Source organism: Paenibacillus sp. JNUCC 35 (genome assembly GCF_058269095.1).
This window is the reverse complement of record NZ_CM177771.1, coordinates 1,513,606-1,525,633: the sequence shown is the minus strand read 5'-3', so window position 1 is coordinate 1,525,633 and position 12,028 is coordinate 1,513,606. Positions and strand designations below refer to the sequence as shown.

The following is a 12,028-nucleotide window of genomic DNA, read 5'->3' as shown; positions in this document are numbered from 1 at the left end:
CCAAAAGTTAAATTTTTTCATGAGCAATATCGTTCTCCCTCCACATACACACATCCAAACCTATTTTCCCCAAATTCATATATTCCCGCACAACGGCCCTTGCCAGGCATGCCGACGAATCCACAAAATGAAGCCCCCGGGACGCATTCTCGTTCAGGTCCGAAACGACATTCAAATCCGTACAAGCGATGAGGACGGTATCAACCGACTCGGCCAATTCGGAGCACAACCGGTTCCATAAGGCGACGGCTTCGTTCTTTTGACCTTTTTTGATGAGGGACAAAAGTTCATTTATACACGTCTGCCAACTTTCTCTGCCCACGCACTCCAACCCCGCTGACGCCAGAGCCTCCTGATAAATCCCGGACTCGATCGTGGCCGCCGTAGCCAAAAGAGCCGTTCTGTTTGCTCCCCGCGGAATTTCTTTTATCGTCTCGCCTACCATGTTCAATAGAGGCACGGAGAGCTTACTTTTTATGGAAGCATAGTAGAGATGTGCCGTATTGCAGGGCATGGCGATAAAATCGACGCCTGTGCTTTCAAGCTTCTTCGCTCCTTTGAGGATTGCTTTTTCCATATCCGTGTGGCAGATGGGTTTGTCCACATAAAACGGCGTAGGGCAAGAATAGATCATCATATGCGGAAAGTCAGTGTCCCGCTCCGCTCCATACATCTGCTGGCATTGCTCAACTACCTTGTCCACAAACGGACCGGTTGATTTAGGTCCCATTCCCGCCAATATGCCGATCATGGATACTCCCCCTTTTTTAATCAAGTGTACCAGAAAAACGCCCCCTCCCGGAGACGTTTCGTTTTTCGCCTATAAAATAAGTGCTTGCCCGCTTATTTGCCGCTCAAAGTAAAGTAATAGTCGTGCAGATCCAGCCAGTCCCGCAGATCCCCGAAGCCTTCCGCATCCAGCGTTCCGGGCTGGTAGGGATTCTCCGCGGCCTTCTTCGCGATATAAACGTACCGGTCGTTCTCGCCGAGAACTTCCGCGCCCGCTGCCGTTTTCTTCACTTCGGGCCAGTCTTCTTTCTTGTACACTTCGATGCGGGCCACCACGTCGTGCAGACGGTGCAGATTCTCATCCTGAACCATATAGTGGATCAGCGTCAGCGACTGGGCCCGTTTATCCAGACGCCCTTCTGCGATGGACGTTTTCACGTTTTCCTCCGGTATGACGCTCGCCACCATGTTCTCCAGCCATCTCGGAAACCGGAATCCGTATCCGTATTTCTCAAGCAGGGCCTCGTCCTCCCCGGAAAATTCCACGTAAGGTTTGTCTTTCAAAATGACCTTATTGTTCGTGCCGTCCCAAGTCACACTCAAATCAAACCGCTGCGCAAGATCGCGGAGAGGCAGGTAAGTATTGCCTTCGTACGTGATGGGGACCAGATCGTTCCCCTGCTCATCTTTCAGCGTAAAGGTTGAGCCGTTCAAGTCCACCTGTAAATCCGGGTTTAAAAAAGCTTTGATCTCCTTCAGATTGCTTGTCGCGTAAGCGCCGGCCGTGACGCCGACCAGCAGCGCCGCCGTCATTCCCGCTGCCATCCATCTTTTCCGCATGGCTTGAATCTCCCTCCCTAAATGCCCTCCAGAACAGTTTACAACAGGGACGGCCGGGATTTGTTACAAACGATTATCAAAATCGGGATGCGGAATCACCGGTATTAAAACAGCCCTGTTCCCGCCTATTTTTCCCCCGCCATCGCACCATTGGTAAGCGCCCTTCATACACTAAGTTGACTGTATCCCTTACCCTTGTAATTACTCCAAAACCCGAGCAAGGAGGGATGACAACTTGAAGGGCAACGACCATAAAAACAAATTCTTACTCACAAATCGTGAACGCGAAGTCTTTGAATTACTCGTACAGGACAAAACGACGAAGGATATCGCACAGCAGCTTTTTATCAGCGAGAAGACCGTGCGTAACCATATCTCGAATGTCATGCAAAAATTGAATGTAAAAGGTCGTTCACAGGCGGTAGTCGAGCTAATCAAGCTCGGGGAGCTAAAAATCTGACGCAGCCACCCTTGCCAGGGCACAGAAAACCTTCCGGTCATCCTTTGGGGATAACGGAAGGTCTTTTCTTGTTTGGGGTGGTTTTTTGGGGTTAGTTTTTAAACCCGATTAAGGGTTGCTGTCAGGAACCCAATGAGTTTTTGTTAACATTGATAGACTTGGAATCCTTAAAATCGTGGATCTCGTCAAAATGCTAGGATGCTTATTCGGACCGTTAAGCTTCTCGCTGTCTGAAGCCCGTGGCTCGATTTGACTGAATGTTTTAGGAATTTTAGCAGGTTATTAAGCGTTTAAACAGTACTAGTAAGCTCAATTGACAGGGGGGTTTTCATCAAATTTTGTGGCCCCTGCTTTATTCGTTACTCGTACATGAGCTTGGAGTTTTTCACGTCAGCTTGAAACCGCCTATAAAATTGGTGAGTCTCCAGATAGAGTTTGATCAATTCTTCATCTGTTGTCATTCGTTCGTCTGATATAATATCTCTTTACAACCAGCGCAATTTGTTTGGGTGCCGATAACGGTAGGGATTACAGAAGAAGTCTTGTATCAAGGCTTTTTTGTATAACTTTGGTGTTGAGCAATGGGGTTCATCTGGACTAGCAAGCGCGATTATTGTGGGCGTCGCAATTGGTCTCAGTCACTTCGTACAGGGACCTTCCAATATTATTACATTGTTTATATTCGGTCTGGTAATGGCCTAGCTCTACTTTATAACAGACACTCTGCTGCTGCCAATCTTGTTGCACATTTTATATGATTTTAAGATCATTGCCATACAGCGGACATAAACAACTAAATCACGTACAAGCACCTCCATGACCAATCTATTCGTCAAGTGTGCTTGTCGATTCCTTCGTTGAAATTTGGATTTTATGATCTATTCTTATCCGATTATGTCGTTTAAATCGATTTATCGAAATATTTATGATTCCCATCCTTTATTGTTCAAATGGTATAGTTTGGTTATATGTGCATATTATTTTTGTAAAAAACAAAAAGGAGGACATTTCTTGAATAGAAAAAAAATTACTATAATTCTCTTAATATTAGTATTATTATTTTTTGGATTTTACTATCAAGATGTTTTTAGTAAAACAGTAGCTGAAGTAAGTATAACTGAAAAAAACAATGAATACGTTATTGTAAAATTTGAAGATGGCTCAGAAAAAAAAGTAAATACTAATAAACAAGAAATCAATTCTATAAACATAGGTAACAAATACTTTGTTGTGATTTATGAAAACTTATTACGCAAACCTTTTTTTCACGAAATAAAAGCTATATAAAAATAAAAAGCGCTCACTAATTCGTGAGCGCTCCTTTTCTTATTTTCCAATTTCAAATGTGTGTCTGAGATTATACTCATCACCAACATAATCAGGCCATGTAATGCTCAGTATACCGAGTATGGCACGAAGTAAAGAATTAACATACGGATGTGCATAAGATGATATGTACGTTCCAGTATTACCTTTTTGGCTCTTAGGGATTCGAATGTCGTCATGCAAAGCTATTCGGAATCCATAACATTGTATTGAAGATAGCGCCGTTTCCACTCGAACGTTTAGCGCTGCTAATTCGTTTTTGATCGTGTGTACTTCGTTTTGGAACGCTTCTTTCTGCGTAATGAATTGTTCGCGCACATACACAAATGTAGCGCTCAGGCTCCGTTCTTGCTACAGGCTCCGTTCTTGTCTTTTGTTATCGTTTTCTTTTTCTTGGATATAATAAATTGTTGCGTAGTTAACTGCTCTCATATGCCAATACTCTATTGCTAAGTCCATATAACGAATAACATCATCCGCTGTTTCTATAGATTTTTCGCCATTTTCAATTAGCCGATCAACAAAGCCCTTATTTTCTATATAATAGACTTTATTGCAATAATGATAGACATCATTGAAGAAACCTAAGAAAGTTTTCAAGCGTTCGTGAACTTAAGGAACTGCCTTTGACAAAACATACTCATCTTTCGCTTTATAAAATTTAGATAAGTGGTACAAAAAAATATCCAGTCTATCATGCTGACATTTTGCCCCCTTAAAACCCTGCAAATTTCCTGTCCTCGGCATGAATGAGAAATTAACCAATGCATGATGGGATTTTTTACAGAATTCAAGCTTTTCTTTTGCATTTTCTAAAGACTTCCCTTTTAAGTCTTTTTTTAATTTTTTTTCAAAAATAGGTTCTTTTTTCTCATTAAAATTAAAGTCTGTATCTCCAGACATGTAAAAATCATCCTGAAATACATTTGAATTTGTTTGATCGCCTTTTCTGAAAGCATCATTAAGATTAAAGCATAAACGCCACACTTCATTTTTAGAAATTTGAGGTTTTCTATAATCAAAGATTTTTTCAAACTCAGGATAAATTTTCTTGTAATGCTCAAATGTTTCTGGGCTCGCATCTGGATCATATTCGATTTTTTCTTCAATACCAATTACTAACTTGTAGAATTTTTCCAAACCTGTTGTATTCATGATGTTTCCTCCCTATCCTTTGCTTTAGTCTTGATAAAGAAAAATAACCACAAAGTCAAGCAAAAAATTATGAAGATATAATGCTGAACGCAGAGACCGCCTTGACCGCTTCGCGATAATGTCTTCTGATTTGTGTCGTTTGTGTACAATGTCCTTACATTTGTGCATTTTTCTTCGACAGAGGAGTTGGGACATATATTGTTTCCCCTATTTTCTCGAGACCGTACTCACTTTTGAAAATGGCGCCAATGCCCACGGTCCACTGCTGATGACGGTTAGCTCTTACCCATTTTCAGGTTCATTCGCAATATTCGGCTTGATATTCCCCTTATCGGGAATTGAAGCTGCGAACTAGAACACATATGAAGAGCCTCTACCCGGCTGAATTCCGGACAGAAGCTCTACGTTATTCACGACTATACTTTAATATCAATACTATTCTTGGGTATCGTAAGCGCGCTCTTCTGCTGTTGACCCATATTCAGAGAAGAAATGAAGCTGTTCCAGTCCTCTAGATTCGCATCTCTTACCTGGTTTGCAAATTCAAGCTTGGCCTTTGGACCTACATCCCCTTGCATACTCGGTGCTGATATGAGGCTGTGATGCAGACTATTGAAGGCGTTCATCAGGCCACTGAGAAGATCTTCCGGCTTCTGATTCAATAATCCCTTCATGCTCTCCCACATGATCGTTCCTACAGACTTCTTGGCATTAAGGTCTTGTAGATGGGCGCTGTACTTTCGCTTTATTTCCAATGACATTTCTTGATGTGAAGCAAATTGTTTGCGGAAGGAAGGCGTTGAGATAAGAGAGAATTTATAGTCGTCATATTCTGCGATTCCCATCTTGGTACTCATTGCCTTATCTACGGACTGCGTGAGCTGCTCCTTAATCGCTGACGACATAGGCGATTGTTGCAAATAAAGATCCAGCTTGAGACGTGCGGTCCCTAAATTGTTAGCCATCCATTCCGTATCAAAAGTAAACGTGTTCATAGCTTTAGCTGTTGTGTGTACCAGTGCATCGAATACTCCTGCTACATCACGGTAACTAATATCTTGAAAAGAGGTAGATTCTCCTACAGAGGCTTTACTTGCCTCCTCCTTCAGTAAATCCCGAAAGTCTGTAATCCCCTTGCCGCCTTGTTCCATGATCTGCTTCCACTGGTCCCCCTGCTCCTCCTGTAACTTGCTCAGAAGCCGGGACTGTTCCTGTAGCATATTCTTAATACGATCGGTCAACTCATCCTTGTCGAAGATCGGCTTATAGGTGGAGAGGAACTCTCCTTGTGTCTCCTTGCTACCTCCAAAAATAGAATCATTTTCAAAATTCAAATATTGAGACAAAGTGCTCGCTGTTGTCTGCGCGATATCCTCTATTTTGAGTTGAACTTGCTTATCGTATTGCTCAAGATGCTGACTCAATTCGTCTCCTGTGTAACGCTGAAGCAGTAGATCACGCTCATATGCGCTTTTTACCAGAAACCCGCTTACATCATCCAGAAAATTCTTTGAGTAGTCCGTACCTTGAACTGATGTAAATTCCCTTCCAACAATCCACTGGCCTCCCAATGCACGAAGCTCTTGTTGTCCTTCATCAATCACACTCGGGGTGTACATCTCTACTGCATCAGAAGCATTGTTACTTGCAGGGACAAGCACTTTAGTAGCAAGCTGGTTATTCTTTGCTACTATAGTGCTTGGAGTTGATAATGCGTAAATACCATTCGTTTGCATCGCGGACCTCTCTCTTCATTGAAGTATATGTTATTTGTAATATATCGGCGTAATAAGTAAATAGTTAACTCCGATTCCAAAAAAAATTCATTAAGTTTCATTGCAGTCCTACATAAAGTCATTCAAAATGTTCTTCATATTGGCGGGGGGCAGTCTGGTAATATTGGTTAATTCCTCCCCGGTACGCTGTAAAGCGCATTGTTAAGTAGTTGACTTATTTTCTCGTCGTCTAGCCCGAATGCGGTACGAATACGCCTTTCGACGCTATTCGAAATCGGCTTCGCATTCGTTTCGATCTTTGCAAGTAGTGCGCGTGAAATCCCGACGATTTTAGCAAGTTGTACTTGGTTCATTTGCGTGTTCGCCCGGATAAGGCGGGCTGTATCATTGTTCAATTGCATTCATTATGTCACCTCGCGTTATACAATTTGTGACGCTACGGGTAAATAAAAAGACGTGAACCCCGAACCCGTAGGAGTACACGTCTTGTCATATATACAGTTATACTAATTGTGACTTTAACAAGAAGTCGAAGTATTATTTTTAACCCCGAATGCTGCTTCGAACATTTCGTCTGATAGCGAATAAGTCACCGTTCGGCTATTCTGAATTTCTTCAATATCCGCCTTTTCTTTTGCGGTTAATGGGCGTTCGGATTTACGTCTACGTTCTCGGTCTGCATCGCCGAAATCCTTTTCCCATTCCTCACCCCAATTAAAGGATTTATGCTCGACGTCTTCCTCAACGACCTGGGGTAAGTGTATATTGTTGTCGTTGGCATTTTCCGAAGGAATAGATAGATAAGAAAGCTTGTCCTTTCTTTCTTCTTTTATTGGTTCTTCTTCTTGGTTCTTCTTAAATACTGGTTCTTCTTTGTATGAAGCTGCGACAACATCCGAGACGTTGAAATTGTTCACATTATTCGTACCGTTTTTCAACATTAGCGCGTGCTTTTCTTCAACGTGTATTTCGCTAACGTGCGATTCTTTAACGTCAATACTTTTAACGTCTTTAGAATCGCGCCCCATTGATACGCCGCAAGCCATGTTGACTTTATATACAGACTGTTTCCCAACGCCACCGCCTGTGCGATTTCTCCACGCTCGTTCAAGGACAGGTGTACCGTCGTCAAGCTTCGTTTCTAACAACGTGCGGATACGCTTAATTACGGTGAAGCGGGTAACACCCATCATTTCGGCAAGTGTTTCTTGCGTCGGATAGCATACGCCGTCTTCGTCCATAAACGAAGCGATCGTTGCAAGCGTTGCAAAACCGTCTGCCCCGATCTTGGCGATTATGCCGCCGCGAACCGCCAATACATCAACCTTGAAGAAAATACGCTGCTCGTCGTGCCGTTTGTTTTGTAGTTCATTAGTGTTCATTTGATTGTCCCCCATTGAATGTAGTTTCGTTGCGCTTGTCTTGCGCAAATCAATATGTCGCCGGGGGAATGCGTTGTGTGACGAATGAAGTGAAGAATTGTTAACGTTATAGGAAAGTCACGTTGTAGGGAAGCGGGCGGGGGACACGCTGAAACCGTCAAAACCGCGCCGTTACTGGGTTTTAACTATGCGTGTTACAAAACATATTACGAATGTCATGCAAAAGTTGAATGTAAAAGGTCGTTCACAGGCGGTAGTCGAGCTAATCAAGCTCGGGGAGCTAAAAATCTGACGCAGCCACCCTTGCCAGGGCACAGAAAACCTTCCGATCATCCTTTGGGGATAACGGAAGGTCTTTTTTTGTGGGGGTGTTTTTTGTACAACGGTTATATTGCACGATATCACCTAATTCAGCATTTGAGATCATAGTATTCAAATTGCTATGGGAAGCACTGTACACGGATTGCCCTCTGGAATTCCAATATGCTTGAAAATCGTCAACAAGAGACCAACTAGTGCTCCATCCAAATGCAGTAGTTCAGGATCAGCATCCCAAAATAGATTGTTCAAAAAAACATGGAAATCGTAACTTTCTGCTGTTAAAGGAGTATGGTTTGTAAGAGTCTTCTTACCTGAGTTCTTTTTAGTTGCATAGTCCACAAGCATTAAAAATAGTAACAAGATTAAGAAGGCGGTAAATAATGAGAAAATTTTTTATATCAGCTTTACTTTTGGTTATTTTGTGTGTTGGTTACCTTTTTGGGTCTGGAATTGCTCAATACACGATTTCACCAGAAGGGTATCCCGTCCCACGTAACGCCATTCTCAAAAAAACCAGTTCGGAATCAGTAGGCACAATCTATGTTTATACAGCTCCGGGCATTCATCAGACAGATGGCTTGAAAAGCAGCTACAAGAGACAAATTGAAAAACATGGCTGGACTTATGCAGGGGATCTAAGTATGGGCGCAACTTACATTTTTAAGAAATCAGACGGAACCTTATTGAATGTTTCTATTTACGAAGGCGAGTTCTCCATTTGTCAATTACAAAAGTGACCGGATGATAAATTCCCTGAATTTAATCCGTCATCCTCCATTAATCTTTAAATTGCTTACTCTTTTTATTTTTCGAAATATATTTACTTATCTTTTCAACGACCCAGCCCACACCGAAACAGATAACTAGGCAAATCACGAAAAAATAAAAACTAACAGGTCTTTCGACGTAAGAGGCGGCTATTGTTATGAGGATGGCGATTAGCACACTATATATTATGTCTTTCATACAAGAACACCTCCTGGTGATAATCGAATTAATCAGCCCATCCTCTGTTATTATTTCTTATTTGCGCTTTCACTTGAATGGTCTTTTCTTTTTGCTTTTAGAAATTAAATCCATCCCAGCCACCAAAATCAGTATAAAAATAGAATGGATGAAAGGTTTAAGAAAATTGGCATCGTCATAAATAAAGTAAGCTACTATAAAGTTAAGTATGAAAGTAATAAAATAGGTCAAAAGTTAATCAACTCTCATTCTCAGAACCCAGGGGTCCTCATCTTAGCAACTAAAGCTCCAGCCTCTTTTTGCAATTCCTCTACCGTGATCTTCCCTATGTCATAATCCCTGTAAGCCTCATCTCCGTGATGCAAATGCTCGACCCAGGCATCTAACAAAGCCCGGTAAGTTTCATCCAGATGATGGAGATTGCTTTTGGGACCCGCATAACCATTACCGGATGGGAAAGTCTCGAACCTTACAGCGTATCCGCGCAAATTGTTGCATTCCGGTAGTAAATGTACAATTCCGTCGTAATCCACAACCAGAACATTGTTAACTTCGTCATCGCCATTTTCCAGAACGTTCGCGACTTCCTCTTTCGTGAAGAAAATATTTTGGGGAAGGGACGTGCGATGCTGCCTTATGGTGAAAGCCGGAGATCCAAACGAATAGGATTCAGACTCCTTATAAATTTTTTCATCATCCACGTAAACCACGGGATTTTTCTTCATCCATTGTTCGGCAAGTTCATAATCCCCAAACACCGCATCCCCCTCTTGTATGGACAGGTTTTGATTGACCTCTTTAAATGTGCTGTTCTTTTGAAGACGATGGGTGTACACATATACTTTTCTAATATCTATAGTAAACACGACCATGGCAGTTTAGTTCATCTCCTCCATGTTAGCCTTTCTTCAGTCAAGCATGCGCGCTCTTGCTCCCGGTGATGCCGTGCAGCTTTGTTAATTCCGATTGCTTTGTTATTTTATAATATTCGGGTTTTCATCGTGTTTGAATTTAGGCAAATTTCCATATTGATCACGAGCCCCTTCTAGTTGATTCCAGTTTTTATGCAAGCGGCTGCTTAAAACGATCATAACGTCTCTTTTTCGGTATGTTTGTGAAGAATCAGGTTCCCGCGAGCATCCCTGGTGGGAGGAGATTGAATGTACTTATCGTCCCTGTATATGTAGAGATACGTGACATCGGGTTCGTCCGCGAATTTTACATAGATCGGATATTTCGGCGTCTTGCTGATTTTCGCCTCAATGCTGAGGATTTCCTTCTCTTGGTAGTGTTTCGTGTCGGTTAAGTAAGCCAGAATTCCTCTTTCGAGTTTATAAAGGGTATACCGGGAATAAACAAAGGGGGAAAGCGCAAGTAGCAGGATAGCGGTCCCGATGATCAAGGAGGACTTTTTGATTCGGACAGAAGGCATGAATTCCGCTCCTTTTCGCCCAATAGGGCCAGGTCAAGATAATTTCATGCTAATGGTACAACTAAGTAATGTCAAATATTGGATAACCCATTATTCCCCCTTCTACTTGCTGCCTATAAAAAAAATCCAACCAAAAAAAGCCCCCCGGTCATAACCGGGGAGCTTCACCTAACCGTTCACGCGGTTGGCTTTACGCCTGCAAAAACTCAATGATCAGACCCGCCGTCTCCTCGATGGCTTTGTCCGTCACGTCAATGACCGGGCAACGGAGCCGCTTCGCAATGCTGCTGGCATGCTCCAGCTCCTCGTTGATCCGATTCATGGTGGCATACTGGGAGCCGAACGGCAGACCCAGCGTCTTCAGCCGCTCGATCCGGATCTTGAACAGCTTCTCCGCGTTCATGGTGAGGGCCACGATACGGCTGCCGGGGAACTCGAACAGCTCCTTCGGAAGCTTCACTTCGGGCACGAGCGGAAAGTTCGCGACTTTGTAGCCCTTATGCGCCAGGAAGATGCTGAGAGGCGTTTTCGAGGTGCGGGACACGCCGATCAGCACGATGTCGGCTTTCATCATCGAGGTGGTATCGCGCCCGTCGTCGCATTTGACGGCGAATTCAATGGCCTCGACCCGCCGGAAATAGGCGTCGTCGAGTTCGTGCATGAGCCCGGGCTTACGGCTCGGTGCCCCGTCGAACGTGTCGATGTACGCCTGCATCATGGGCCCCATGATGTCGATGGCGCGGACGCCCAGGCGGATCGCCTCTTCTTTCATCATTTCCCGCAGTTCAGGCTGGACGAGCGTATAAGCGACGAAGCCGCCTTCGCGATGCACTTCCTCCATAATCTCGCGGATTTCATCTTCATGCTTAATGTGTCCGATGCGCCGCATCTTGACGTTGTGGCCGTTAAACTGGCGGATTGTGGCGCGTACGACCGTCTCCGCCGTCTCTCCGACAGAATCGGAGCAGATTGTGATCGTTTGTTGCGCCTCATGTGCATCCTGAACCATCCGGTATGTGTTCCCCTTCCTTACCACTTCCTGGCTGCGTCGAGCAGCACTTTGGTCATTGTTGTTTTGGAGATGCGCCCTACCACTTCCAGAGACGGCGTATCGCTGCCGTTCTCATGCGGCACGACCACAGGCAGCATATCGACCTGGTTCTCCGCCATTTTACGGGCGGCTTCGATGACGTCGTCATCGGGAGTCACCGTAACGAGCTGCGGCTTGCGCGTCATGACCAGCGAAACCGGCATGGAGGCGGCCGCAGGGTTGCCCAGTGTCACTTTCAGCAGGTCTTTCGGCGAAATCACGCCGAGCAGCATGCCTTCCTCATCCGCTACGACCAGACCGCCCACGTTATCTACAAAAAGGGCGACGACGGCGTCGCCCACGGTAGCGGTTTTGCGTACGATGACAGGCATGGACTGCACCTGTTTGACTTTCAGTTTCAGCCCGCCCGCCTGTACTTCGCGAAACGACTGGTTCGGAAAATAACCGACCTTCGGCTTCGCGTTGATATGGCCGAGCATCACCAGAAGAGACAGATCCGAACGGATCGTCGGACGGCTTACGCCAAGCTGTTCGGCAATCTGCTCCCCGGTTATGGGCGCTTGCTTATGAATGAGTTCCAGAATTTCCATCTGGCGCTGAGACAGCTGTATGACTCTCACTCCTCACGGG

14 protein-coding genes and 1 pseudogene are annotated in these 12,028 nt (G+C 44.2%); 4 read left to right on the top strand and 11 right to left on the bottom strand.

Features of this window, described 5'->3' with window-relative positions; all coding sequences use genetic code 11:
- Positions 1-7: 7 nt before the first annotated feature.
- On the bottom strand, positions 8-751 hold the full coding sequence (locus AC2TF6_RS06930) for an aspartate/glutamate racemase family protein (RefSeq protein WP_491310454.1): 744 nt from the start codon (positions 749-751) through the stop codon (positions 8-10).
- Positions 752-843: 92 nt separating this feature from the next.
- Complete coding sequence (locus tag AC2TF6_RS06925; RefSeq protein WP_491310453.1) at positions 844-1,569, bottom strand: stalk domain-containing protein; 726 nt, start codon at positions 1,567-1,569, stop codon at positions 844-846.
- Between the two features lie 235 nt (positions 1,570-1,804).
- Here AC2TF6_RS06925 and AC2TF6_RS06920 point away from each other — a divergent pair, with 235 nt between their 5' ends.
- Together AC2TF6_RS06920 and AC2TF6_RS06915 are read left to right on the top strand one after the other, a co-directional pair.
- The gene (locus tag AC2TF6_RS06920; protein WP_491310452.1) at positions 1,805-2,029 is read left to right on the top strand and encodes a helix-turn-helix domain-containing protein; all 225 of its coding nucleotides are present in this window, start codon (positions 1,805-1,807) and stop codon (positions 2,027-2,029) included.
- Positions 2,030-3,040: 1,011 nt separating this feature from the next.
- Positions 3,041-3,316 carry a hypothetical protein gene (locus tag AC2TF6_RS06915; protein ID WP_491310451.1) on the top strand — a complete coding sequence of 92 codons (276 nt, stop codon included), beginning with the start codon at positions 3,041-3,043 and terminating at the stop codon, positions 3,314-3,316.
- A gap of 390 nt (positions 3,317-3,706) precedes the next feature.
- Here the strand turns inward: AC2TF6_RS06915 and AC2TF6_RS06910 are convergent, their stop codons facing one another.
- The 4 genes from AC2TF6_RS06910 to AC2TF6_RS06895 form a co-directional block, all read right to left on the bottom strand.
- Positions 3,707-3,955, bottom strand: a complete 249-nt coding sequence (locus AC2TF6_RS06910; protein WP_491310450.1) for a hypothetical protein — start codon at positions 3,953-3,955, stop codon at positions 3,707-3,709.
- A 12-nt stretch (positions 3,956-3,967) separates the two neighbouring features.
- A complete protein-coding gene (locus AC2TF6_RS06905) occupies positions 3,968-4,510 on the bottom strand; it encodes a hypothetical protein (protein WP_491310449.1) in 543 nt (180 codons plus the stop codon).
- Positions 4,511-4,926: 416 nt separating this feature from the next.
- Positions 4,927-6,246, bottom strand: coding sequence for a hypothetical protein (locus tag AC2TF6_RS06900; RefSeq protein WP_491310448.1), 1,320 nt, complete (start codon positions 6,244-6,246; stop codon positions 4,927-4,929).
- 518 nt (positions 6,247-6,764) lie between these two features.
- On the bottom strand, positions 6,765-7,628 hold the full coding sequence (locus tag AC2TF6_RS06895; protein WP_491310447.1) for a helix-turn-helix domain-containing protein: 864 nt from the start codon (positions 7,626-7,628) through the stop codon (positions 6,765-6,767).
- 193 nt (positions 7,629-7,821) lie between these two features.
- On the opposite strand from AC2TF6_RS06895, the pseudogene AC2TF6_RS06890 reads away from it, so the two are divergent.
- Positions 7,822-7,920: pseudogene (locus AC2TF6_RS06890) on the top strand (LuxR C-terminal-related transcriptional regulator); the annotation flags it as partial.
- Between the two features lie 409 nt (positions 7,921-8,329).
- On the top strand, positions 8,330-8,686 hold the full coding sequence (locus AC2TF6_RS06885) for a hypothetical protein (RefSeq protein ID WP_491310446.1): 357 nt from the start codon (positions 8,330-8,332) through the stop codon (positions 8,684-8,686).
- A 40-nt stretch (positions 8,687-8,726) separates the two neighbouring features.
- On the opposite strand, the gene AC2TF6_RS06880 is transcribed toward AC2TF6_RS06885, so the two are convergent.
- From AC2TF6_RS06880 to AC2TF6_RS06860, 5 genes are all read right to left on the bottom strand, one after another.
- A complete protein-coding gene (locus AC2TF6_RS06880) occupies positions 8,727-8,915 on the bottom strand; it encodes a hypothetical protein (protein ID WP_491310445.1) in 189 nt (62 codons plus the stop codon).
- Between the two features lie 251 nt (positions 8,916-9,166).
- Positions 9,167-9,787: a hypothetical protein gene (locus AC2TF6_RS06875; protein WP_491310444.1), complete on the bottom strand. Its 621-nt coding sequence runs from the start codon at positions 9,785-9,787 to the stop codon at positions 9,167-9,169.
- A gap of 215 nt (positions 9,788-10,002) precedes the next feature.
- Entirely contained in the window at positions 10,003-10,347 is a 345-nt protein-coding gene (locus AC2TF6_RS06870; protein ID WP_491310443.1) for a DUF3139 domain-containing protein, read from the bottom strand.
- A gap of 190 nt (positions 10,348-10,537) precedes the next feature.
- Positions 10,538-11,356, bottom strand: a complete 819-nt coding sequence (locus tag AC2TF6_RS06865; protein WP_009675440.1) for a pyruvate, water dikinase regulatory protein — start codon at positions 11,354-11,356, stop codon at positions 10,538-10,540.
- A 20-nt stretch (positions 11,357-11,376) separates the two neighbouring features.
- Complete coding sequence (locus tag AC2TF6_RS06860; RefSeq protein ID WP_491311602.1) at positions 11,377-11,988, bottom strand: helix-turn-helix transcriptional regulator; 612 nt, start codon at positions 11,986-11,988, stop codon at positions 11,377-11,379.
- Positions 11,989-12,028: the final 40 nt, after the last annotated feature.

Coding starts and splice junctions, on each gene's coding strand:
- AC2TF6_RS06930 (WP_491310454.1), bottom strand. CDS start 751: ATGATCGGCATATTGGCGGGAATGGGACCTAAATCAACCGGTCCGTTT.
- AC2TF6_RS06925 (WP_491310453.1), bottom strand. CDS start 1,569: ATGCGGAAAAGATGGATGGCAGCGGGAATGACGGCGGCGCTGCTGGTC.
- AC2TF6_RS06905 (WP_491310449.1), bottom strand. CDS start 4,510: ATGAATACAACAGGTTTGGAAAAATTCTACAAGTTAGTAATTGGTATT.
- AC2TF6_RS06900 (WP_491310448.1), bottom strand. CDS start 6,246: ATGCAAACGAATGGTATTTACGCATTATCAACTCCAAGCACTATAGTA.
- AC2TF6_RS06895 (WP_491310447.1), bottom strand. CDS start 7,628: ATGAACACTAATGAACTACAAAACAAACGGCACGACGAGCAGCGTATT.
- AC2TF6_RS06885 (WP_491310446.1), top strand. CDS start 8,330: ATGAGAAAATTTTTTATATCAGCTTTACTTTTGGTTATTTTGTGTGTT.
- AC2TF6_RS06880 (WP_491310445.1), bottom strand. CDS start 8,915: ATGAAAGACATAATATATAGTGTGCTAATCGCCATCCTCATAACAATA.
- AC2TF6_RS06875 (WP_491310444.1), bottom strand. CDS start 9,787: ATGGTCGTGTTTACTATAGATATTAGAAAAGTATATGTGTACACCCAT.
- AC2TF6_RS06870 (WP_491310443.1), bottom strand. CDS start 10,347: ATGCCTTCTGTCCGAATCAAAAAGTCCTCCTTGATCATCGGGACCGCT.
- AC2TF6_RS06865 (WP_009675440.1), bottom strand. CDS start 11,356: ATGGTTCAGGATGCACATGAGGCGCAACAAACGATCACAATCTGCTCC.
- AC2TF6_RS06860 (WP_491311602.1), bottom strand. CDS start 11,988: ATGGAAATTCTGGAACTCATTCATAAGCAAGCGCCCATAACCGGGGAG.